19 protein-coding genes and 1 pseudogene are annotated in these 24,495 nt (G+C 43.9%); all 20 read right to left on the bottom strand.

From position 1 onward, the window contains the following. Position 1: 1 nt before the first annotated feature. Entirely contained in the window at positions 2-1,237 is a 1,236-nt protein-coding gene (locus ACTQWB_RS00785) for a hypothetical protein (RefSeq protein ID WP_441499900.1), read from the bottom strand. Further along, positions 1,237-2,163, bottom strand: a complete 927-nt coding sequence (locus ACTQWB_RS00780; protein WP_441499899.1) for a class I SAM-dependent DNA methyltransferase — start codon at positions 2,161-2,163, stop codon at positions 1,237-1,239. The genes ACTQWB_RS00785 and ACTQWB_RS00780 overlap by 1 nt, the downstream gene beginning before the upstream one ends. Positions 2,164-2,165: 2 nt before the next feature. Continuing rightward, positions 2,166-3,380 (bottom strand): ABC transporter ATP-binding protein, encoded by a 1,215-nt coding sequence (locus ACTQWB_RS00775; protein ID WP_441500100.1) that lies wholly within the window; start codon positions 3,378-3,380, stop codon positions 2,166-2,168. A gap of 121 nt (positions 3,381-3,501) precedes the next feature. Further along, a complete protein-coding gene (locus ACTQWB_RS00770) occupies positions 3,502-4,317 on the bottom strand; it encodes an ABC transporter permease (protein WP_441499898.1) in 816 nt (271 codons plus the stop codon). Positions 4,318-4,327: 10 nt separating this feature from the next. Continuing rightward, a complete protein-coding gene (gene rfbC, locus ACTQWB_RS00765; protein ID WP_441499897.1) occupies positions 4,328-4,882 on the bottom strand; it encodes a dTDP-4-dehydrorhamnose 3,5-epimerase in 555 nt (184 codons plus the stop codon). Positions 4,883-4,971: 89 nt separating this feature from the next. After that, a complete protein-coding gene (locus ACTQWB_RS00760) occupies positions 4,972-6,549 on the bottom strand; it encodes a GH25 family lysozyme (RefSeq protein ID WP_441499896.1) in 1,578 nt (525 codons plus the stop codon). Positions 6,550-6,806: 257 nt separating this feature from the next. Beyond that, entirely contained in the window at positions 6,807-9,464 is a 2,658-nt protein-coding gene (locus ACTQWB_RS00755; RefSeq protein ID WP_441499895.1) for a L,D-transpeptidase family protein, read from the bottom strand. A gap of 24 nt (positions 9,465-9,488) precedes the next feature. After that, complete coding sequence (locus ACTQWB_RS00750) at positions 9,489-9,752, bottom strand: HPr family phosphocarrier protein (RefSeq protein WP_441499894.1); 264 nt, start codon at positions 9,750-9,752, stop codon at positions 9,489-9,491. Between the two features lie 20 nt (positions 9,753-9,772). Continuing rightward, a complete protein-coding gene (locus tag ACTQWB_RS00745) occupies positions 9,773-11,074 on the bottom strand; it encodes a CdaR family protein (protein WP_441499893.1) in 1,302 nt (433 codons plus the stop codon). Beyond that, positions 11,052-11,930 (bottom strand): diadenylate cyclase CdaA, encoded by an 879-nt coding sequence (gene cdaA / locus ACTQWB_RS00740; RefSeq protein ID WP_441500099.1) that lies wholly within the window; start codon positions 11,928-11,930, stop codon positions 11,052-11,054. The genes ACTQWB_RS00745 and cdaA overlap by 23 nt, the downstream gene beginning before the upstream one ends. Before the next feature lie 133 nt (positions 11,931-12,063). Next, positions 12,064-13,182, bottom strand: a complete 1,119-nt coding sequence (locus ACTQWB_RS00735; RefSeq protein WP_441499892.1) for a hypothetical protein — start codon at positions 13,180-13,182, stop codon at positions 12,064-12,066. After that, entirely contained in the window at positions 13,179-13,613 is a 435-nt protein-coding gene (locus ACTQWB_RS00730; protein WP_441499891.1) for a hypothetical protein, read from the bottom strand. Before ACTQWB_RS00730 ends, ACTQWB_RS00735 begins: the two co-directional genes overlap by 4 nt. An 84-nt stretch (positions 13,614-13,697) precedes the next feature. Further along, complete coding sequence (locus ACTQWB_RS00725) at positions 13,698-14,249, bottom strand: ComF family protein (RefSeq protein ID WP_441500098.1); 552 nt, start codon at positions 14,247-14,249, stop codon at positions 13,698-13,700. 24 nt (positions 14,250-14,273) lie between these two features. Beyond that, a pseudogene (locus ACTQWB_RS00720) lies at positions 14,274-14,339 on the bottom strand (hypothetical protein); the annotation flags it as partial. Then, a complete protein-coding gene (gene recD2, locus ACTQWB_RS00715; RefSeq protein WP_441499890.1) occupies positions 14,332-16,608 on the bottom strand; it encodes an SF1B family DNA helicase RecD2 in 2,277 nt (758 codons plus the stop codon). The gene recD2 and the pseudogene ACTQWB_RS00720, both read right to left, overlap by 8 nt. Before the next feature lie 295 nt (positions 16,609-16,903). Then, positions 16,904-17,893 (bottom strand): rod shape-determining protein, encoded by a 990-nt coding sequence (locus tag ACTQWB_RS00710; protein ID WP_441499889.1) that lies wholly within the window; start codon positions 17,891-17,893, stop codon positions 16,904-16,906. A 158-nt stretch (positions 17,894-18,051) separates the two neighbouring features. Continuing rightward, complete coding sequence (gene uvrA, locus ACTQWB_RS00705) at positions 18,052-20,889, bottom strand: excinuclease ABC subunit UvrA (RefSeq protein ID WP_441499888.1); 2,838 nt, start codon at positions 20,887-20,889, stop codon at positions 18,052-18,054. A 164-nt stretch (positions 20,890-21,053) separates the two neighbouring features. Further along, complete coding sequence (gene hemW, locus ACTQWB_RS00700) at positions 21,054-22,187, bottom strand: radical SAM family heme chaperone HemW (RefSeq protein WP_441499887.1); 1,134 nt, start codon at positions 22,185-22,187, stop codon at positions 21,054-21,056. A 16-nt stretch (positions 22,188-22,203) separates the two neighbouring features. Beyond that, a complete protein-coding gene (locus ACTQWB_RS00695) occupies positions 22,204-22,593 on the bottom strand; it encodes a hypothetical protein (RefSeq protein WP_291817783.1) in 390 nt (129 codons plus the stop codon). 74 nt (positions 22,594-22,667) lie between these two features. Continuing rightward, a complete protein-coding gene (lepA, locus tag ACTQWB_RS00690) occupies positions 22,668-24,476 on the bottom strand; it encodes a translation elongation factor 4 (RefSeq protein WP_441499886.1) in 1,809 nt (602 codons plus the stop codon). Positions 24,477-24,495 lie beyond the last annotated feature (19 nt).

Genomic DNA, 24,495 nt, shown 5'->3' with positions numbered 1-24,495 from the left:
TCTAATTTCCTTTCTTTTTCGAGCCTTCCGAAGCATTTTTTATGCGGCGGACTGCTTTTTTCGCCCTGTTTCCCACTTTCTGCAGGATACTGTGATTCTTATGCTCAAGAACACGGACATGGTTGAGCATATCCACATTCTCTTCATAAATTTCCAGCTTTACAGTAAGGGTTTTCGCCCCTTCCGGAACAGCAATATCTGCAATACACGGATCCAGGCGTGCCAGAAATGCCCAGTAGCCAAAAATCGCACCGTCAGGAGTTTCCACGCCTTTTAAGGAAGCTGGCTTTCCATCAAAGGAAATCTCATCAAGACGTACCGAACAAGGCACATCTCCCGGATCCAGTCTGATAAATCTGCAATTTACTGGCAGTTCCAGCTCGCATCTTGCATTTCCAGCGATCATATAACGTTTTACAGAATTTTTTTCCTGGTAACAGCCTCTTTGTTCCCCGAAAAATACCTGCATTGCACCGGAACTTGTTTTGGATACATAATTTACTCCCGGCGTCATATCTGCATACATTTCCCTCATGGGCACATGCTTTCCTGTAATATATGCCTGAAAGCCCTTTTCCATCTGGAAAAAGCACTCCTGCATTTCCCCGGTTATCCCAAATTGCTCATATAAAGCAGCTTCATCCAGTGCTTTTCTCACACTATGTGTCTGGATATAATAATGGATGATCCGATAAAGAACAAATTCGCAGGGTACCGGAAATTCAAAAGTCCACTCATAATCCAGAATGGTATATGGGCTGGTGAGCAGTACATTGTCACAGATCAAGTCTATATTCGTCACATCTGCACAGGTCAGATTCTCTGGCAGATTTACATTTCCGAATACCTTTTTAAAATCTTCTGTCATGGAAAATGGCTTCTGACTGTGGATTTTCTGCACTTTTTCCAGATAATCCATCAGCACTTTTTTCGTCTCTTCTTCCCTGCCCTTTTCCAGAAGATCGTCCAGATATTCCGCCAGGTTTCCCTCTTCCAGATATTCCAGTTTAATAAAATTCTCCCCAGCTTCACATTTATTGCTTACAAAAGGAGCAGTCTTATATAAAGCATCTAATTTCTGGTTCCACAGGAGCATATTCTTTATATGCTCCTTTCCTTCCGGATATAAAGGCGTTTTCTGAAGCCATCTTCTGCCATTCTCCTCCAGGATATCTGTCCGGATAGCGAAACGGCGGTCTCTTTCATTGGAGTATTTGCTGAAAATGATCTCACTCATCAGCTCTCCCTCCTTTCCACAAGAACCAGAAATGAGTTGGAAAATTCCTGGAAAAGCGCAGCATCCGTCAAGGAATCATATACTTTTCCCTCATCAAATAAATGTAATCTGGCTCTGTCGAAGTTGCAGAAATCGTCCTTCAGTTCCCCTTTTTTCGGCAAACGCTTATCTGAATAAATTACCATCGGAAATTTATAATCCGGATATGGATAATAGAAAGTAGTCTTAAACTCACCCGCCTGCGCAATAATATCAGACAGCTCTTTCCGTGAAAAAGTCCTTACCCCTTTTGTATCCGGGTAATTTTCCAGACCTTCGAAATATTTTCCCACATGATCCTCTGTACAGCCAGCCCAATATTTTAAGCCCAGACGATTCTCAATGGCAATTACAAGCCTGCCTCCTGGTGCCAGATGACGGGCAATGCGGCGGAGCATTTCCACATACGGCTCCTCTGTACCTATATATCCCTGGGAGTATTCGAAAACACCGATCAGCGTTATATAGTCATATTTTTCCGTAAGACTGCTCTCCACATCCTGAAAGTTGCCGACCATGATTTTTACATTGTCACATTCACGGTTCCGGTAGGCATTAATGGTACTGCGCATTTTCGACAGGTCGATACAGGTCACGCTTCCGGCCTTTTTCGCAAGCACGCCGGTAATAGGGCCACACCCGGAACCAATTTCCAATACCTTATCCTGTTTTGTGATTGGAAGCCACTCCAGTATGTTCTGGCGGATATGGGAAAAATGGTAAAGAACCGGCCAGCTGTTTCTGCTGGCAATTACCTGGTTCATCTCTTCTTCTCTATAATTCTTCGCAATTTCCAGAAGCTCCTCTTCCACAGGTCCGTCACTATACAGATCCCTGCCTGGGTAAAACTCATAGTCTAATGTTACGTTTCCGATTTTTTCCTGCATATTTATTGTTCCTCTATCTGCACTTTGGAATTCATATCGTAAAATCCTACTGTGTTCTTCACAGAAACTACTGTTATGTTGCATGCATCATATAAACGGTGGAATACGGTAAATTCTCCATTCTGGTAGCCTGTACACCCAAAGGAAAGAAGGTATTCCCCACCCTGGAGATCCATTTTCTGCTCGAAAGTTACCACACATTCACTTCCAGGCTCCGTATTTTCCACGTTCACGCCCTCATACATGGTATTGGTTCCTGTAATCTCCGTTCCCTGGATATTTTTGAACGTGAAAGCCATGATCGGCTGTAAAATATTTTCGTTAAAATGGATTCTCATTTTGATCTGGAAGCTGGTTCCTTTTTCGATGGTGTTGCTCTGGCGTCCTTTGGAATCGATCACCACAAAATCCACGATCTCCGCCTGTTTTTCCCCATATTCCAGTGTATTCGGATTCATCTGGAAGCCTTTTTTCTGGCTTTCCCGCAAAGCTTCCTTCATCTGGGCCTGTTTCACAGGATTCTGGCGTACAAGAAGCTGCTTGTACATATCAACCATTGCCTTAGGGGTTCCCTGATCCAGCATTTCTCCCTGGTTTAAAAGGATAACACGATCGCAGTATTTGGAAATACTTCCCAGATCGTGGCTTACAAATAAGATTGTTTTCCCCTGCTTTTTGAACTCTTCAAACTTACGGTAGCATTTCGACTGGAAAAATACATCTCCAACAGAAAGAGCTTCATCGACCACAAGAATTTCCGGATCGATATTGATTGCAACAGCAAATGCCAGACGCACAAACATACCACTTGAATATGTCTTCACAGGCTGGTGGACAAATTCCCCGATGTCTGCGAAATTGAGAATATCATCCAGTCTGGCATCAATTTCTTCTTCCGTAAATCCCATCATGGTACCATTCAGATATATATTCTCCAGGCCGGAATATTCCGGGTTAAATCCTGCACCCAGTTCAAGAAGTGCAGAAATTCTTCCATTTACAGTGATGCTTCCGCCTGTGGGGGAAAGGACACCTGTAATGATTTTCAGAATAGTGGATTTACCGGAGCCATTGGTTCCGATAATTCCCACACATTCGCCAACACCTATATCAAAATTAATGTCTCGCAATGCATAATGCTCTTTATACAGCTTCTTCCTGGTAAGCCCAAGAGAATCCACCAGACGGTCCAGCGGTTTATTGTACAGCTTATACATTTTCGACAGATTTCTTATTTCAATGGCATTCTTACTTTCCACGTTATTTCCTTTCTATTTGTAACGGTTCTGCGCTATACATCTGGGAAGCAGACGCTGAACGGTTACTTCTATTTATGTTTTACAGAACATCCGCAAAATGAACACGAAGGCGCTTAAATACCCAGTTTCCGAGCAGGAAGCAGCCAAATGCAAATCCCCAGAAATATAAAGTCCACAATGGTCTTTCGAAAAACCAGCGTTTCATAATGAATGCGTCTCTGTATCCGGATACAATGTAAAACATGGGATTCAGCTGAAGTATTTTATACAGGATGCTTGTGGTACCGATCATGCTTTCTGCCACCCACATGATAGGAGTCAGCCATACGCCTACCTGTAATGCAATATTGATTACCTGTTTAAGGTCACGGAAAAGTACCACAACCGCGCTGGTCGCATAGCACAAGCCAAGAACTAGCGCAAAAACACAGAAGCTGTAATAAAAGATCTGAAGATAATACCAGTCAGGAAATCTTCCGTTAAACATATAGAGTACAATTGCCAGAATGATAAAAAATCCATGTACAAATGCAGCTGAAAGAATCTTTACAACCGGGAGGACACTGATATTAAACACTACCTTTTTTACAAGGTAATCGTATTCCAGAAGTGCATTAGATCCTCCGGAAAGCGCATCGGAAAAGAAAAACCAGGGCACGATACCAGCTACCAGATAAAGCACAAAAGGGACTCCCAGCTCATCTGTATTGGACCGGAACCCCACTGAAAATACAAACCAATATACCAGAATTGTCACCACAGGCTGAACGAATGCCCAGAAGGTTCCGAAATAAGAACCTGCATATCTGGTCTTAAAATCGTTTTTGGCCAGTTTCATAACCAGCCGGCGGTTTTTGTATAAATCCGCCGGCAAAGATAAAATAGACTTAAGCATCTGCTGTCTCCTATCTGTTTAATTCCTTGAAGCTTCCCCATTTCTGGTCTTTGTCAGAGAAGATCAGCTCCATGCCTTCCGGAATCGGCCACTGGACATTGATGTCCGGATCGTTCCAGATAAGGCCGCCTTCATCGTTTGGATGATAAAAATCAGAGCATTTGTAGGTAAACTCTGCGTTCTCAGAAAGAACCAGGAATCCGTGGGCAAATCCTTTCGGAATAAAGAACTGCTTCTTATTCTCAGCAGAAAGAACAACACCGTACCATTTTCCATAGGTCTTGGAACCCTTTCTTAAATCTACCGCTACGTCAAATACCTCTCCATTTACTACACGGACAAGCTTATCCTGCGGATAGTTCAGCTGGAAATGAAGACCACGGAGAACTCCGTAACGTGAGCTGGACTGGTTGTCCTGTACAAATTCTACATCAATTCCAGCTTCTTTAAAGTCATTATAGTTATAGGTCTCCATGAAATAGCCTCTGGAATCCCCAAATACGGTTGGCTCAATTACCTTTAATCCTTCAATATCATCGCAGTTTGTTACTTTAATTTTTCCCATTTTGATTTCTCCTTATCATTCTTATTGGTATATCTACTCAAAAGTGTTCTGCATACTTTTATTGGTCTGCAGCTGGCACTTTCATATTTTTACTTTTTAGCTTTATATTGTTTCTTGCATACGCCATTTTTATTAAATACAGATACAACGCCATCACTGCTTGTCAGACGGACACTCTGTGCGCGCACACCCGCTTTGGCTCCTGTACCACGATAAAAATAATACTTTTTACCATTTATTGTATGCCAGCCCTTATAAGCTTTTCCGTTTGCCCCAAAATAGTAGGTGTTTTTCTTACCATTTTCAGTTATGGTGAGAAACTTTCTTTTTACCCGGACACCCTTACTGTCAAAATAGTAGATAGCTCCACCAGGTGTCACATACTTATAATTCTTCTGCATTGTAAAAGATACCGGACTGAAGCAATAATATTTTTTATTTATTTTTCGCATGCCTGTTAACGCTTTGCCGGCAGGACCAAAATAATAGGTCTTTCCAGATTTGGTTACAACCTTATTTTTTACCCTTACACCATTCTTATCTACATAATAAGCTGTGGAATCCGTTTTGATAACAGTGCTCTTACATAAATGGCCATCCTTCGGGCTGAAATAATAATATTTACCGCCAATTTCTCTCCAGCCAGTTGCTTTTATATCATTTTCATAGTAATACTTCTTGCCACTTACAGTTTTCCAGCCATTCATGTAGATCTTGGGATCCGCAAACAATGGCTCAGCTGCCGGTGTATATCCCTCCTGGGCATTCCATCTTGGGATAATTCTGGTCGTATAATCTACAAAACCGAAATCTACATCTACATTATTCTCTTTCGGAACCCCACTGATCAATTGTTTCGTGGAAATCATACTCGGTACTTCATCACCAGCGGTACTCTGCCAGATCGTATATCTGTAATTATTCGTATTGGGTGCAAGAATCGTATCCCCATAGCTTGCGATCCACACATCAATTCCGGAACCTTCCAGCACACTCCAATCCACAAAATTATTATACCAGTTCAAATTCATATAAAGCATAGGTGTATATCCTGCTTTACGGATCTCATCACAGAAGGTAAGCGCAACCTGGGAAACTTCCTTCTTGGTCAGCGTTCCCAATGTCTTCTCGTCTTCCAGATCAAATACTACAGGATAGGATACCTTATGCCCCTGCATCTGCCGGATCACCAGCTGAGCCTCAGCCAATGCTTCTTTATTATTCCTTGCAAGACTATATATATAAGTACCAACTGGTACTCCTGCTGCTTCCGCCTGTGTCATATTATAATCATAATAAGTGTCCAGATGACTTGTTCCATACGAAATACGGACAAAAGCAAAATCCAGATCATTTTTAGCAGCATTCCAGTCTATCTTGCCCTGCCATTCTGAAACATCAATTCCTCTTGTAATGGCATTCTCAATTTTTTTACCGCTTCCGTTATAGCAGACTCCATTGATTTTCTTCCATGCATTGGCATTTGCTTTCTTTGCTGATGAAGAACCAACACTTGGCACCTGCTCATCTGGCGAAAGACTCCCGATTCCAGAAGAGGGGCTTTTTCCTGCGTTTGCACGAACATTCACTGCTCCCCCTGCAATTCCAGCTGTTCCAAGCATAGCTGTCAACAAACTCGCTACCAGCCATTTTTTCCATTTATTCATTTCTCCTCCTAGCGCCTTCAATTTTATTGCCAAACCAGAAAAAGCCTTTTTCAAACAGGCTCTAGCGTAGTTTATATTTAAGATATTAAAAATGTGTTACTTTGTTATTATACAGTTTCCCATTTCAAATTTCAACGTTATTCTCCAAAACAGTAGAAAGGCGCCCCAAAATCATCAAACCTGATAATTTTAAAGCGCCTTTTTCTCATTTTTATGTCTGATACTCTCAAAAAATATTACACATCATAATATTTTTCTTATGCGGCAGGATCAGTTGGATCATAGTATCCGCCATTCTTGGTTCCCTTAAGCGGTACAATTGCACGACGTCCAAGCGGTCCCTTAAATACTTCATCTGACTTATATTTACCATCGAAAATATAAATGGTAGAACCATTGCAATTATTGTATACCCATTTTGCATCTCCTACACAGGTACGGATACATCCATGTGAGGCAGGGCTTCCAAGCTTGTAATATGCACCTACCGGAAGATTATAGCTGTTAGCATAACTACATGCAATAGAGTGAACAAAAATTCCACCCTGACCAGCGCCATTTACATGAGTACCATACTGTCCCCAGGATGGTCCCATAAGAGGCTGCCATCTGCTATAGCTTGTCAGTGTATATCTGCCTGTAGGTGTTGGTGTTCCAGGATTTCCAACAGACACACGGATTGATTTAACCGGAATCGTGCGGGCAGAATCAGCATAAACGGTCATAACACCATTCACACGGTCAACTTCTACCGTATATGGTCCCGTATAAATATTGGTCAGATCATTGATTCTGTAACCGTTTTTGTCGAAGTAATATAATTTACCATCAATTTTCTTAGATGTATTCGTTACAAATCCTTTTTTATCCGGGTTAATATATTTCACCAGATTCTTGGAATTATCTACAATAACCCATCCTGTGGTATATTTACCGGTCGCATCTACATAGCCGTATTTTTTTCCTTTTTTAATGAATGTATTTTTTACAACATTCAAGTTTTTAAAATAATACCAGTTCCCGTCAATCTTCTGCCATCCGCTCTTGCGAAGCACACCATTGGACGCAGCAAAATAAGTTTTCTTCTTGTAGACAAACATCTGGTTCTTTACCATCTTACCATTTCTTGTCTTGGAGGTAGATGGTTTGAAGAAGTAGCTCTTTCCATTGATCACGGTGATGCCGCTTGCAAGTCTTCCATCGGCTTTGAAGTAATATCCACCCTTCAGTTTACTTGTGTAGTGATTTCCTTTTTTGTCAAAATAGAACCAGCCATAGAATTTACCCTTCGTTGTAGTTACCTTCTGCCAACCGGTCTTCTTAACAATAACACCAGCTGTTGAGCCAAAATAGTACATTCTGTTACCAGCTCCCGGACAGCGGTGCCAGCCCTTCTTCCAGTTCGCACGTACACCATTTCCATTTACATAGTACTGTTTCTTCTTATATGTAACAAGTCTGTTCTTGTAGACGCTGCCATACTTATCTGTAATATAATAATTGCCATCAGCGGCTTTCTTCATAGCACTCTTAAGAAGATATCCATTGGCATCCAGCAGATAAGATTTCTGGGCATCTTTACGTCCATCCAGATCTGTAACCATGATTCCATGTACCAGAAGCTGTCCCATTTTTGCACTGTTCAGCTCACCGGAATCATAATATTTCCACTGTTCCTTAGAACCATTCTTGAAAAGTTTCCAACCATCGCGGAACATTTTTCCTGGAATTTCCCCGGCATTTGTTGCTGGTACAAAGTAGTACTGTGCACTTGCTCCTTTCGCAGTCAGAGTGATTGCTCCTGTGCGTGGCTTCCCATTTGCATCCAGACAGTAATATTCATCATTGATCTTATAATATCCTGTGTACGTATTATTTGCTTTGGCTGCCTGATCCAGCTGGGCAACCGTCATAGCCTTTCCGTCAGCTCCATAATAATGGAATTTGTTTTCTGTTTTACTCCACAGCCAGTAGTCCTTCTTCATCTGGCCAACGTTAGTTTTCCAGGGAACTAAAGCAGCTCCTTTACCTGTGAATTCCTGATATGCTTCCGCATTATCAGCTGCGGTAAAGTAAAATTCACCTGTTTTTCCATTGGTACTCTCATTTCCAGTAAGTACCTTAATTCCTGTAACAAGAATTCCATTTTCATCAAACAGATAAGAGCCAGTGTGTGTAGCACCTGTCTCAGATCTTGTTGTGATTTCTACAATTCCGTCAGCAGCAGTATAATACTGATCCTGAAAACTAAGCGGTGCTGCTTGGGCATTAGCTGTATCTGCTGTCTGAGCACTCTCTGTATTTCCCGTTGCATCCCCGGTATTTTCTTCGGATTGTGTATCCACATCCGTCTGAGCATCCGCAAAATCACTCTCGGTCACTACAGCTTCAGCATCCTGGGTAGTAGAACCCTGCACTTCTGCAGAAGTTGTAACTACTGTAGCAATTTTCTTACGGAGTCTGAATCCACCACTCGTCTGCTCCCATTCGTCCCAGTTAAACACGCTATCCGAAGCAGTTGTTGAAACTGTTGCTGTATCCACTGGATTATTCCCGACATCAACTGGAGTACTCTGGATATTACTTTCAAATTCCTGAGTCTGTTCTGTCTCTCCACTTTCTGTTACAGTCCCTCCAGAAGTGAACCCGCCTTCATCAATATCGTTATCCGTTAAGCTTCCATCACTTACTTCTTCCTGAGACTGCTGTCCCTCAGAAGCAGGAGTCTCAACTGTACTATTCCCATCGTCAGATGGCTGCACTTCTGCTGTATTTCCAGCATCTTGCCCATCGCTGCCCTCCTCAGATGTAAAACCAGATTCAAATCCGGCATCTAACGCTGCTGCAGGAACTTCAAGCCCCATAGACACGCTTAACATAACCCCTAAAAATGCAGCTGCAACTCTCTTTTTCACTTTTATGCCTCCCGTTTATAAAACTTATTCACCTAGTCCATTGTTAATAGCAGTTACAAGATTTCTCAGAGCTTCTTCCTCATCGTCGCCTTCACAAAATATAATGATCTCATCTCCGCATTTCACACAGGCTCCCAGGACACTGAGAACACTTTTGGCATTGGCTGTGCCTCCACCATACTGAAATGTAATAAGAGATTTATATTTCATCGCCTCCTTACAGAGGATCCCCGCCGGACGTAAATGAAGTCCTGATGGATTGTTTACCCGTACTTTCTCACTTACCATGTCTTCACTTCCTTATCTGTTTATCCGTTATTTGAATTTGAATCTGAATTTGAAACCTCAGATATGGTCACATCTGCAGTCACATCTTCCAGAAGTTCAAAACCATCTGGCAGTTTCACGGAAACCGGAATCTGATAGCTTCCAACTCCCATATCTGCAAGATCAACAGATGCTTTCACTTTATCAAGATCAAAGTCATCCAGATTTCCATCTGTAGCTTTCACACGGATTTCAATCTTATCCGTTCCAAATGTTACCAGAAGATTGCTGTCAAGATGATTCACTGTGATCTGATTTGATAGTAAACCGTAAGAATGACTTCCAATAGGAAGAATGCTTACTTTTACCCAGACATCTTCACTGGTTCCACTTGTCAGCTGCAGATCATCTGGAAGAACGTCCTTGAGACTTACTTTTTTCTCAATATCTGCGGTCTCTCCTGTAATATCAATATCGGTGCCGCCAATCCAGATCGTATTGTCATTCTGTTTCAGATTATCCAGTGCTTCATCCGTTCCTGCAACACTTATGGTATCCGGAACTGTCGTAACACTCTCTACCTGGTAGCCATCAGCAGGTACCCCCACATAGTTAGCACCAATATTCACTCCTGTACGGATCTTCCAGAATTTGGTAGTGACTACAACCTTAGTATTGTCAATTGTAAGATAAGCCATCCTGCCCGCCAGGCTGTCCTGATTCTTATCGATTATATTCAGTTCAGCTTCCTCGGAAAAATCTTTTGTCTTGCCGTCAACATCAACTGTAGCATTTACTTTGTCAATTTTATTCACCAGCGACTTCGGTCCTGTAATCTTCACTTTCTCCGGACTGGCAGTCTGGGAACCAACTTCATAGCCCTTTCCCGGCTGGCTGGAGCCATAATTCACGTTGACCAGAAATTCCTGGGTTACCTTTTCTTCCAGCCTCACACTGAGATACTGCGGGGTCACCTTAATATTCTCAGGACTGATTCCAGGACATGACGCTGTAATGGGCACCATAACAGGATCTGTATCCAGACTTCCAGCCTGCTGAAGATCTGCAGTCAGTGTTATATTGGCCTGACTGACCTTCATAAGCAGTCTTCTTTCCCCTGTGACCGTAACCCTGATAGGATCCGGATCATCATCCTGCATACACATCATGTTTGCGCTGTCCACATAGGCCGTATTCTGCAGTTCCACCTTATCTCCCGGTATTGTAATGCTTTTACTTGAAACCGGATTATCTACATTTACCACAATAAACCAGATCAGAAATCCGATGAAAACAGACATGATCTTCAAGGTGAAATTCCTAGTCAGTTTTGTCTTCTTCATGTCTCATTCTCCCTTTCAACAGATGACGCAGTTTACTATTATTTACAATCTTCTTATTCTGTGCCTTGATCAGCGCAGATCTGAGTTCTGCACTGGTAAGTCCTCTGCTGAGTTTTCCATTCTGGGCCACAGAAACCTGTCCCGTCTCTTCTGAAACAATGATCGTCAGGGAATCACTCACTTCACTGATTCCTACACCGGCTCTATGACGGGTTCCAAGCTGTTTGCTCAGTTCCATATTATCTGAAAGGGGCAGATAACAGGTCGCGGCCACGATCCGGTTACCACGTACAAGAACTGCTCCATCATGAAGTGGCGTATTGTGTTCAAAAATATTGATCAGAAGCTGGCTTGTAAGTACTGCATCCACATTGATTCCGGTACGTTCATACTCACTTAAACGTATATTCTGCTCAATTACGATCAATGCACCCGTCCGCACTTCTCCCATATCAAAGCATGCTTTTACAAGTTCATTTATAGTCTTATCTGTAAATCTCTCCTGAACTTCCTTTCCTGAATCAAGGGGCAGAATAGAAGCCATAATCTTTTTCTGTCCCAGCTGCTCCAGCATTTTCCGCAATTCCGGCTGGAAAATAACAACAACACTGGTAAGAAGTATGGTAGAAAGATTCTTAATGATCCAGAGAATGGTGTTCATTTTCAGAATATAGGCAAATAAAATAAAAAGAAGTACCACCAGGATTCCCTTTAACAGTGTATAAGCACGGGTGAATTTAATCCACACCATAAACTGATAAATAAAAAAGGAAATCAGGGCAATCTCCAGTATATCCGTAACTCCCAGACTGGGCAGGGAGAGCTTGGACAAATATCCTGATAATGTGACTGCCATATCCTGCATAGTGTACTCCTTTCCTGTTTCAGCAATTTAAAAACTCTCTTTTATAACAAAATGGTTACCGGACAAACTCCCCCGGTAACCTTTTTCTGTTCAAGAGTTACCGGAAACAGATTCTCCGGCAACTTTAAAGATCCTTAAGGGATTCTTCAAGTTTTTTCTCAAAATCAACATCCTTCGCAGCTGGCTTCTCCGCCTGTCTCGGTTTCCTTTCTGTCGCAGGAGAGACTTTCTTCCTCTTCGGTTTCTCATCCTGGCGGAAGATCGGATTTGCATAAGCAGCTGTATTATCCTCTGCCTTACGTTCCTCCCGTACAGGCTCTGCATTTATTTTCTTGATGCTTCTCTCTGAGGTGGTAACAGAAGCCTTCGGAACTGCTTTTACATAGTAAAAATACTCATCATCTTCATATTCAAGTCGCTCGGCGCGGCTGTAGTCCCCGCCAAATGCGAAAAATTCCAGTATCAGAGCCAGAAGTACCGCTGCGATCGTGCAGATCAGGAGAGGTACCATCGCAACTGTTGCGTTCAGGTCCATTCCAAAACTTCCAACCAGCATTATAAACACGTAAGCTACGCCACCTGTAATTATGGATATCCTCCATGCATGATCAAATGAACGGGTACGGATCAGGTGTACCAGAAGGATTACTGCCACAAATGCTACAACTGTGATCCACATTCCCCAATTCTGTACAAGTCCGTCTGCCATGATCTGCAGCTTGTCTGTCATTTGCAGCTCCGGATTCACAAGGATCGTAGACTGGGCTCTTAAAAAGCGGATAAAATAATACATGACCACGCCGCATCCTGCCGGGATTGCAGATAAACTGCTCTCCATCAGTCCGCTTCCAATAGGAAGCAGTGCTGGGAGACTAAAGGCAAAAGAAAGTGGGGTAAATACAAATATTACATTCTGTTCACCGCTAAATCTCAGGAAAAAGATCAGCATCAGTAAGATCAGAACCAGCATAAATGCTGCAACTTCTATACCAAGTGCATAGCAGTGTGCCAGTATCAATACAAATCCAATATACATCATCGCAGAAGCTGGCAGAATCGAGCAGATCAGCCCCAGTATCAATACCAGGAATACATTGTCCAGCTGGGTCATGTAGCCCATATTGGCATTGATCCAAAGGAAGTAAACCAATGCAAGAATAAATTTCATTACAGGCAGGATATACATTTCATACTGTCCGTACATTCCTTTAATTTTCTGCTTTAATTCAAGTAATGCTGTCATTTTATATATCCTCCTGACATTTCACGTCCTGCGACTTTCTTTTCTTCACGAGTATAGATTTTCTCCAGCTTCGTCAACTGGGTATAATACTGTTTCACACTCTTCTTGGCATTGTGGTATTTCACGGTATACTGGACATAGGTCAATACAGAATACAATGCCAGTATTCCAACATATCCTGCCAGAACGACTATTCCAAGGGAAATCAGATCCATCTTATGGACATTATCCAGCAGATATTCCAGATTATATGCTGCGATCACAGCAAGTATCAATCCATATCCGATTGTCACAAGGAAAAAATTCTTGATCAGTGCCAGACCAATATAATCACTTCTGTAGTACTTGCTTACCGGAAGATACTTCCTTCCTTCCTGTTTCTCATATAGCGCAAGCTTGTCCATTACCTTTACTTTTTCTTCGTTTATCATAAATGGCTCCTTATGCATTTCTTAAAAAGCTATACTCATACATGATGATTGTATCATATATCCCATGGCATGAAAAGTCTTTTTTTACCTGTTCCTTCCAATACACAATGTAAGAAAAAACACATTGGCTGCTCCTTTTTCCAGAAGTGCCCGTGACAGCACATCCATTGTACTTCCAGTAGTATATACATCATCAATAAGTAAAATCCGCATTCCTTCCGGATTCCCAATAACTGTAAATGCCTCCTGCAGATTCTTCCTTCTTTGGGCTGCATCCAGTTTCTTTTGTGATCTGGTAGTGTGACATTTCTTCAACATCCTGGTATTCACAGAAATTCCGGTGTATCTGGACAATTCCCGTGCCAAAAGCTCGGCCTGGTTAAAGCCTCTTGACCTCATTTTTTTCCAATGCAGGGGAACGGGAACGATCACCTGAGGTTTCCACTGGCTCAGCATGCTCTTTCCATAAAGATACATGGCTTTCCCATAAAAACGGCTGTATTCCCTGCAGCCGAAATATTTATATTTCATTATTGAATATTTCATCCGGTCATCATAAAGAAAAATCCCCCGTCCCTGATCAAATGCTCCAGGATGTTTCTGGCAATCCCAACAGTATTCTTCCTCTTCTTTCACCGGTTTTCCGCATTTGTAGCAACGCGCTCCTGTTATAGGCTGGATATCCCTTGCGCAGTCCGGACATAGCAGCCCGTGACGATCATTCAGAATCCTGTGACACAGGGGACACCGTCTGGGATACAGCAGATCCAGAAAGTTCCTGTATCCTTGTCCCAAGAGAGTTGTAACGCTTCTGCTGTTTTTCATTGCGGATCATCTCCCCAAAGGTTTCTTCACTTCCAACTACAGTTACACATTTCCTCGCTCTCGTAACCCCGGTATATAAAAGATTACGGTTCATCAGCATCTTCGGGCCGGACAGAAGCGGCAGAATAACTGCCGGATATTCCGATCCCTGGGATTTATGTATGGTTATGGCATAGGCAAGCTCCAGCTCCTCCAGCTGTTTGAAAGAATAATCTGCGAAACGTCCATCCTCAAATTCCACTGTGACAGTCTCCGCAAACTCATTGATTTCTTTCAGGATTCCTGTGTCTCCGTTGAATACTCCTACCCCTTCCTCAACCGGAATTCCGTATTTCCCACGGATTTCCCATTCCAGCTGATAGTTATTTTTTATCTGCATGACCTTATCTCCTTCACGGAAAATACGGTCTCCGATTTCTTTCTCCTTTTTGCCTGGTTCCGGTGGATTCAGATATCTCTGCAGAATCTGATTCAACCGTTCTACTCCAAGCAGGCCCTTTCTCATGGGTGTGAGAACCTGTATCTCAAAAGGGCGCGCATCCACATATTTCGGCAGCTTCTCCTGGATCAGGGCGATCACCACACGAATAATAATATCTGCGTCATATCTTTTCAGGAAAAAGAAATCCCTGCTCTTATTATCCAGGGTGATCTGTTCCCCATTGTGTATCTTATGGGCATTTACCACAATGTCGCTGTGAGAAGCCTGCCGAAAAATTTTCTTCAGCTCAACTACAGGAAAAACTTTGCTGCGGATAATATCTCTTAAAACATTTCCCGGACCTACACTTGGAAGCTGGTTCTCATCGCCCACCAGAATCAGCCTTGTTCCTGCGGTTACTGCCAGAAGCAGAGAATGCATCAGAAAAATATCCACCATGGACATTTCATCAATAATAATCACATCTGTATCCAGAGGATTCTCTGCATTCCGCTCAAAATGAACTCCCTGCGTCTGCCTGTTGTCATCATCCGGCACTCCATTTAGTTCCAGAAGGCGGTGAATGGTCTGTGCTTCATATCCGGTAGCCTCTGTCATACGCTTTGCTGCACGGCCGGTAGGTGCAGCCAGCCGCAAAGTGGCCCCTTCTCCTTCAAAAAAACGGATAATGGCATTGATAGTCGTAGTCTTTCCTGTACCAGGACCTCCGGTAAGAATAAACAGACCATTTCCCGCAGCTTCCACAACTGCTTTCTTCTGCATCTCTTCCAGAACTGTTCCTGTCTCTTTCTCAATCTGTGCAATTCTGCGCTCCATCATCTGTTCATCCTGGGGATAACGGATATTCAGTTCTGTAAGCATCCTGGCAGTATTTAATTCCAGATTATAATACTGGCTTGGATATACAAGCGTAACGCCATCCAAATCTTTCAGAACCAGTTTCCTGTCAATTGCCATATCCATCAGATGCTTCTCCATATAAGAAACATCTACGCGCAGCAGCTGGGAAGCTCTTGCAAACAACTCTTCCTTGGGGAGATAAATATGCCCTTCCCCTGAAGCCTGAAGAAGAGTATACATCATCCCGCTGCGTATCCTGTAATCTGAATCTGAATGAATCCCTATCCGGGATGCAATGGCATCTGCAATTTTAAAGCCGACTCCCGAAATATCATCCGCCAGCCTGTACGGATTCTCCTGGAGTACATTATACACAGACTGACCATATTTCTGATAGATTTTTGCACCAAGGTTCAGGGAAATTCCATATTTCTGAAGGAACATCATAGCTTTGCGCATATCTGCCTTCTCCGTCACCTGGGCGGCGATCTCTCTGGCCTTTTTTTCGCTGATTCCCTTTACTTCGGCCAGCCTCTCCGGCTCTTCTTCCACGATTCTTAAAGTATCTTCTCCAAAAAAGCGTACAATTCTTGCAGCAAGAGCAACTCCAACCCCTTTGATGGCGCCGGATCCAAGATAGCGCTCCATAGCCTGAGTGTCTTCTGGCGCTTTCTCCACATAAGAACGAATATTGAACTGTCTGCCATACACGTGATGCTGGGAAAACTGTCCCTCAGCTTCTATGGTAACTCCCTGGGTAATATCCGGAAAAGTTCCCACACAGGTAAGCTCTTCTGAATCTGAAGTCTTGATCACCATCACTGTATATCCATTTTCTTCATTACGGAATATAACATGATCTATATATCCTGTAACCATATCGCTCATTTGCATCTCTCCCACTGCTAAATTCTTGGTTTCTGTTATCTCTTGTCCATTCTTTATTCTCTGGTAACTGTTCAGAGCCAACCTCCAAAATGCTGCGCATTTCATCGGTGTGGCGTATCCGCCAAATGGATATATGTGCAAAAGTGTTCGTTCATGCAAGCATGACTCACACTTTTGCACATATATCCGCTTGGCTCTGAACAGTTACATTCTCTGTAGGTCACAAAGGGCACTGCATATGCAGCACCCTTTTCACTCTGATCATCTGTCGCTGTATAGTATGCGCCAGACATGATCATTCCTCCATCTTTGTAATTACTTCCGCATATCTTCCCGTACCAACAACCACTGCAGACATGGCATCCTGCACGGTAAGTGTACTAACTCCGGTCTTCTGCTCAATGAGAGTGTCCATACCTTTCAGCATAGCGCCGCCACCTGTAAGCACAATTCCTCTGTCCACTATATCTGCTGCCAGTTCCGGCGGAGTTTTCTCCAGAACTCCATGTACGGTTTCCACGATCTGGTTCGTCGCATCCTTTAATGCGATCCGGATTTCTTCTGAAGTTAAGGTAACTACCTTGGGAAGCCCTGTGATCACATTTCTTCCCTTCACTTCCAATGTCCGGGGAGATGGTTCCTGGCAGGCAGTTCCGATTTTTATCTTAATGTTCTCAGCTGCTTCTTCTCCAATAAAGAGGCTGTGATTCTTTCGCACATAGCTCATGATCGCCTGGTCAAAATTATCCCCTGCCACCTTCACTGAGGCTGATACAACAGATCCTGCCATTGAGATCACGGCTACATCTGTAGTACCCCCGCCGATGTCTACAATAAGATTTCCAAAGGGCTTCGTTACATCCACCCCTGCACCGATTGCAGCCGCAATGGGCTCTTCCACGAGAAATACTTCCCTGGCTCCAGCCTGATAAGTAGCTTCCTCCACTGCTTTCCTTTCAATCTCTGTAGTTCCACTCGGAATGCAGATGCTGATCCTTGGTTTCCGGAAAGAATGTCTTCCCATAGCCTTGGAAATAAAGAATTTCAACATCTTCTCCATAACTGTATAATCAACGATCACACCCTGGCGTATCGGACGGATCACTTCTATATTTGAGGAGGCATGTCCAGTCATCTGTCTTGCTTCCTCTCCAATTGCTTTTATCTTTTCTGAATTCTTATCATAAACCACCACAGACGGCTCGCTGAGCACCAGTCCCCGTCCTGTGGAAAATACCCGGCTGTTTCTGGTTCCCAGGTCAATTCCAATATCACTGGCAGGCATTTGTTTCCCCTTTCTACTACTAAAACGAAAGTTTAGCCTGTGTGATGTCCATAAATCTATCATGCAATCATTCTGGATTCATAGCTGCCGCACAGGACTTTCATAGTAAACGACTCTTCGTATCATTATAACCAAAAACAACCTGCTTGGAAAGAGGTTTATTTCAGATATTTCGCCACATAACGGCCGGTATAAGAAGCAGGATTCTTCGCAACCTCTTCCGGCGTGCCCTGGGCAACAACTGTTCCGCCTCCATCTCCGCCTTCCGGTCCGATGTCAATGATATAATCTGCAGTCTTGATCACATCCAGATTATGCTCGATCACAACCACTGTATTTCCACCGTCTGAGAGCCTTCTTAGGATCTCCACCAGCTTCTGTACATCTGCGAAGTGCAAACCTGTAGTAGGCTCATCCAGAATATAGATTGTCTTACCAGTGCTGCGTCTGCTCAGCTCTGTAGCCAGCTTGATACGCTGTGCTTCACCACCAGAAAGTGTGGTAGACGGCTGTCCAAGACGAATGTAGGAAAGTCCCACATCATACAAAGTCTCAATCTTTCTTCTGATAGATGGAACATTCTCGAAAAACGTCATAGCCTCTTCAACCGTCATATTCAGCACATCATAAATGCTCTTATCCTTGTATTTCACTTCCAGAGTCTCACGATTATACCGCTTACCCTTGCAGACCTCACAAGGAACATAGACATCTGGCAGAAAATGCATTTCAATTTTGATGATACCGTCTCCACTGCAGGCTTCACAACGGCCACCTTTCACATTAAAGCTAAAGCGCCCTTTCTTATACCCCTTTGCCTTGGCATCTGCCGTTGCCGCAAAAAGATCTCTGATCTGGTCAAATACACCTGTATATGTGGCCGGATTGGAACGCGGGGTACGTCCTATAGGAGACTGGTCAATGGCAATAACCTTATCAAGCTGGTCTATTCCCAGAATATCATCATGCTTACCAGGAATCACCCTCGCACGGTTCAAATCTCTTGCAAGATGCTTGTAAAGGATCTCATTGATCAGGGAACTCTTACCTGAACCGGATACGCCTGTAATACAGGTCATGATTCCCAGTGGAATCTCAACATCAATATGCTTCAGATTATTCTCTGCTGCGCCTTTGATCGTCAGGAAACCTGTAGGTGCCTTACGGACTTCTGGTACCGGAATCTTCAACCGTCCGCTTAAGTATGCCCCTGTGATGGAATCCGGGTTCTGCATAAGCTCTTCAGCAGTTCCCATTCCTACCAGCTGTCCCCCATGCTCTCCTGCACCCGGACCAATATCCACGATACAGTCAGCTGCCCGCATGGTATCCTCATCATGTTCCACCACGATCAGACTATTTCCAAGATCCCGTAAATGCATCAGCGCCCCCAGAAGCTTGTCATTGTCCCTCTGGTGGAGACCAATGCTCGGCTCATCCAGAATATAGGCAACACCCACAAGTCCTGATCCGATCTGGGTAGCCAGACGGATACGCTGTGCTTCGCCACCGGAAAGTGTACCAGTAGCACGTGCCAGGGAAAGATACTCCAGACCCACATCTGCCAGAAATCCAACTCTGGCCCTGATTTCCTTAAGAATCTGTTTCCCGATAAGCTGCTGCTGTGGGGAAAGCTGCATATCCTGCAAAAATACCTTCAGCTTATCTATGGACATATTGGTAATTTCATAAATATTCTTATCTGCTACGGTAACAGCCAGTGATTCTTTCTTAAGTCGCTGTCCCTTACATGCAGTACAGGGAGTGATCTGCATGAAGCTCTCGTATTCCTGCTTCATCGACTCTGAGCCAGTCTCCTTATAGCGCTGCTCCACATTCTTGATCAGCCCGGGAAATGCTACGTCATAGACGCCTTCCCCACGCTGGCCTTTATAATAAACCTTTACAGAATGTCCCCCGGTACCATACAGAATAATATCCTGGATTTTCTTCGGATAGTCCTTAAACGGTGTATCCAGGTCAAAACCATACTCCCGGCAAAGTGCATTCAGAATGGCATTGGTAAAGCTGCTCTTATCTGTACAGGACTGCCATCCCATTACTACAATGGCCCCCTGAGAAATACTTAAGGACTTGTCCGGAATCATCAGATCCGGGTCAAATTCCATCTTATACCCAAGTCCCAGACACTCTGGGCAGGCTCCGAACGGATTATTAAAAGAAAAACTTCTCGGCTCTATCTCATCAATACTGATACCACAATCCGGGCAGGAAAAGCTCTGGCTGAAATTTATATAATTTCCATCCATGGTATCTACTACAGCCAGCCCGTCTGCCAGATTCAGCACCGTCTCCAGGGAATCCGTAAGACGCTTCTCTATCCCTGGCTTCACGATCAGACGATCTACAATAATGGCAATGGTATGCTTGATATTCTTATCCAGAGTGATCTCCTCAGAAAGCTCATACACATTCCCGTCAATTTCAACTCTCACATATCCACTTCTTCTGGCCTGATCCAGTAATTTGGCATGGGTACCCTTACGGCCACGCACTACAGGTGCAAGAAGCTGGATCTTCGTGCGCTCTGGCAGTTCCATGATCTGATCCACCATCTGGTCTACGGTCTGCTTGGCGATCACTTTCCCGCACTTCGGACAGTGCGGAATGCCAACACGTGCATATAAAAGACGGAAGTAGTCGTAAATCTCCGTCACCGTACCAACTGTAGACCTGGGGTTACGGTTGGTTGACTTCTGGTCAATGGAAATCGCCGGTGGAAGCCCCTCGATACTCTCAACATCCGGCTTCTCCATCTGTCCAAGGAACTGTCTGGCATAAGAAGACAATGACTCCATATATCGCCTCTGTCCCTCTGCATAAATAGTATCAAAAGCCAGTGAAGACTTACCGGATCCACTCAGACCTGTAAGAACTACAAATTTATCCCTGGGGATATCCACGCTGAGATTCTTCAGGTTATTCTCATTAGCTCCTCTGATTCTGATAAATTGTTTCTTATTCTCTGCTGCCATCTGTTCCTCCATTTCTATACCGGAAAACATCCTTCGTAACTCAATCTGTTCTTCAAGGATAGCACAAGAACATTTGTTCGTCAAGTGTTTTAACAGTGAACTCTGCCAATTACAGAAAGCCCTTGTTACTGTTCTCAGACCTTTCTCTGAGACGCTCCGGCAATCTACAGCAAAAAATCTGCCATCACCGCATTGCTCACATGTATCCCTTCCCTTGACAGAAAAATCCTGTCTTTTTCTTCAATAAGCAGGCCCTGTTTCTTATACTTTTCCAGAACCACTCCATATATCTTCTCTATAGAAGTCCCGAAATATTCCTGAAATTCTGACTTAGACACACCTTTTGTCATGCGAAGTCCAAGAAACATAAACTCTGCCATCTCATCTTCACGGGTAAGCACTTCCCTGTCTTTTCGTATTTTTTCCAAAGATCCGCTGTTTTGCAGATATTCCTGCATATCTGCAGTATTGGTAAACCTCTCTTTTCCAAGCAGGGACGCAGCTCCCAGCCCAAGTCCCAGATAGTCCTTTCTCTGCCAGTACCCTTCATTATGCCTGCATTCCAGACCGGTTTTTGCATAATTTGAAATTTCATACTGATGGTATCCATATTCTCCCAGAACTGCTGCCACATCCTCATACATACGGTATTCCGTGTCTTCATCGGGCAGATCCAGTTGCCTTTTCGAAAAAGGAGTCCCTTCTTCAACAATAAGACTGTATGCGGAAATATGCTCTGGTTCCAGCGCTGCCACTGTCCTAAGATTCTCTATCCAGCCCTCATAGCTTTGTCCAGGGATTGCAAACATCAGATCCACATTAATATTAGAAAAACCAGCCTCTCTTGCCATCTGATAGCTTTCCAGAAACTGCCCATAATTATGGATCCTTCCAAGCATATCCAGTTCCCCGTCCTTTGGAGACTGCAAGCCGATACTAAGCCGGTTGATCCCATATTCCCTGTAAAGAGACAGTTTTTCAGGTGTCAGTGTTCCGGGATTTGCTTCTATCGTTACTTCTGGATCTGGGAAAAAACAAAAATTTTCCCGGATTCCGGTCAAAAGCTGTTCCATCAGATCACACTCCGGCACGGATGGCGTTCCTCCCCCGATAAAAACAGTATCCACCAGGCGCTGTTCCGACTGTGAGGCTGCTTTCATTTCCCGTAAAAGTGCATAAATATAAGCTTCCTGCCCGGACCTGGTTGCAGGACCTGACAGGAAGTCACAATAATCACATTTCTTTATGCAAAACGGGATGTGAAGATATAATTCCAGACCATTCTTCTTTATTCCCATTCTGATTTTTCTCCATTTATTCTGATGTATCTGTCTGCTCACTGGAAGAACCTTCAGAAGAATCACTGCTCTTACCGGCAGCATCACTTCCAGAAGCCTTTTCTTCCCCTTTCTGCACCAGATACTCATTGACCATAGTTACGCTGCCATTTTGTGCCACTGCATCTTTACTTACCTGCCTGGGCACCGGGGTAGGCGTAGGACTTGGGATCGGTGTGATCTTCATTACTCCCTGGGACGCTGCATCAGGTGCTTTCACAGTCTTTTTGCCGCATGCGCAGCTGCCTGCAAAAATCACGATTACCAGCAGGAACACAGCCAGGATGCCGCCTTTGATCCATTGTTCCCTGTCCTTTTTAAAACTTCTCTTTATTCTTCTTATCAGAACATATAGCTTCGCTTTCATCTGATACCTCCGCAACCGGCACCAGCCGGGTTCTTTCTCATATCAGTCAGCCTTCCAGAGCCTGCAAAAATGCTCTAGTTTTCATCCAGTTTCAGTACACTCATAAATGCCTTCTGTGGAATCTCTACGTTTCCAACCTGACGCATTCTCTTCTTTCCTTCCTTCTGCTTCTCCAGAAGCTTCTTCTTACGGGAAATATCACCACCATAGCATTTGGCAAGGACATCTTTACGCATTGCCTTAACCGTCTCTCTGGCAATGATCTTGCTTCCGATTGCAGCCTGGATCGGGATTTCGAACAGCTGGCGCGGAATCTCGTCCTTCAGCTTCTCGCACATTTTACGTCCTCTTTCGTAGGAAGTATCTGCATGTACGATAAAGGAAAGCGCATCCACTTCTTCTTTGTTTACCAGAATATCCAGCTTCACAAGCTCACTTCGCTCATAGCCGCAAAGCTCATAATCCAGGGATGCATAACCTCTGGAGCGGGATTTCAGTGCATCAAAGAAATCATAGATAATCTCATTCAGCGGAAGCTTATATTTCAGAAGTGCACGTGTCTCTTCCATATATTCCATGCCAAGATACTGGCCGCGGCGCTCCTGGCAGAGATCCATGATAGCTCCAATGAACTCTGTAGTTACCATGATTTCTGCATTTACCATAGGCTCTTCCATATATTCAATCTCAGACGGATCCGGAAGGTTGGTCGGGTTCGTCAGATCGATCACTTCACCATTTGTCTTGTGTACTTTATAGATAACACTTGGCGCTGTAGTAACAAGATCCAGGTCATATTCTCTCTCCAGGCGCTCCTGGATAATTTCCAGATGAAGCAGTCCAAGAAATCCACAGCGGAATCCAAAGCCCAGAGCCACTGACGTCTCCGGCTCATAAAATAGGGAAGCATCATTTAACTGCAGCTTCTCCAGTGCATCACGGAGATCACCATATTTCGCACCATCTGCCGGATAAAGTCCGCAGTAAACCATTGGATTTACCTTCTTATATCCTGGTAAAGCCTCAGCACAAGGGCGGTTATTGTCTGTAATGGTATCACCAACCCGGGTATCCCTTACGTTCTTGATGCTGGCTGTGATATAACCAACCATTCCAGCCGCCAGCTCTTCGCATGGAATAAACTGACCTGCTCCGAAATATCCAACTTCCACAACCTCTGCCACAAATCCGGTGGCCATCATACGGATGGTCGTGCCCTTACGCACCTTTCCGTCTACCATTCGGCAGAAAACAATTGCTCCCTTATAAGAATCATAAATAGAATCAAAAATAAGTGCCTTTAATGGTGCATCCGGATCCCCTACAGGTGCCGGGATCTTGGACACTACCTGCTCCAGGACCTGATCCACATTCAAGCCTGTTTTGGCAGAAATCTGAGGCGCATCCTGTGCCTCAAGACCGATCACATCCTCAATCTCATTTATTACACGCTCTGGTTCCGCGCTTGGAAGATCCACTTTATTGATCACCGGAATTACTTCCAAATCGTGGTCAAGTGCCATATAAACATTCGCCAGTGTCTGCGCCTCAATTCCCTGTGCTGCGTCCACTACAAGAATGGCGCCGTCACATGCTGCAAGACTTCGTGAAACCTCATAGTTAAAATCCACATGGCCTGGTGTATCGATCAGGTTAAAGATATACTCTTCGCCATCTTTTCCATGGTATACAGTTCGTACAGCCTGAGACTTAATGGTAATTCCACGTTCTCTCTCAAGGTCCATATTATCCAGAACCTGTGCCTGCATTTCCCTCTCTGTCAAAAGACCTGTCATCTCTATGATTCTGTCGGCCAGTGTAGATTTACCATGGTCAATATGTGCTATAATACAAAAATTACGAATTTTACTCTGGTCTGTCATTCCAGATATTCCTCCTCTG

Source organism: Blautia sp. HCP3S3_H10_2, from assembly GCF_052122375.1.
GTDB lineage: Bacteria > Bacillota > Clostridia > Lachnospirales > Lachnospiraceae > Blautia_A.
Note: the sequence above shows the minus strand (reverse complement) of the source record. Positions and strands in the feature narration are given on the sequence as shown.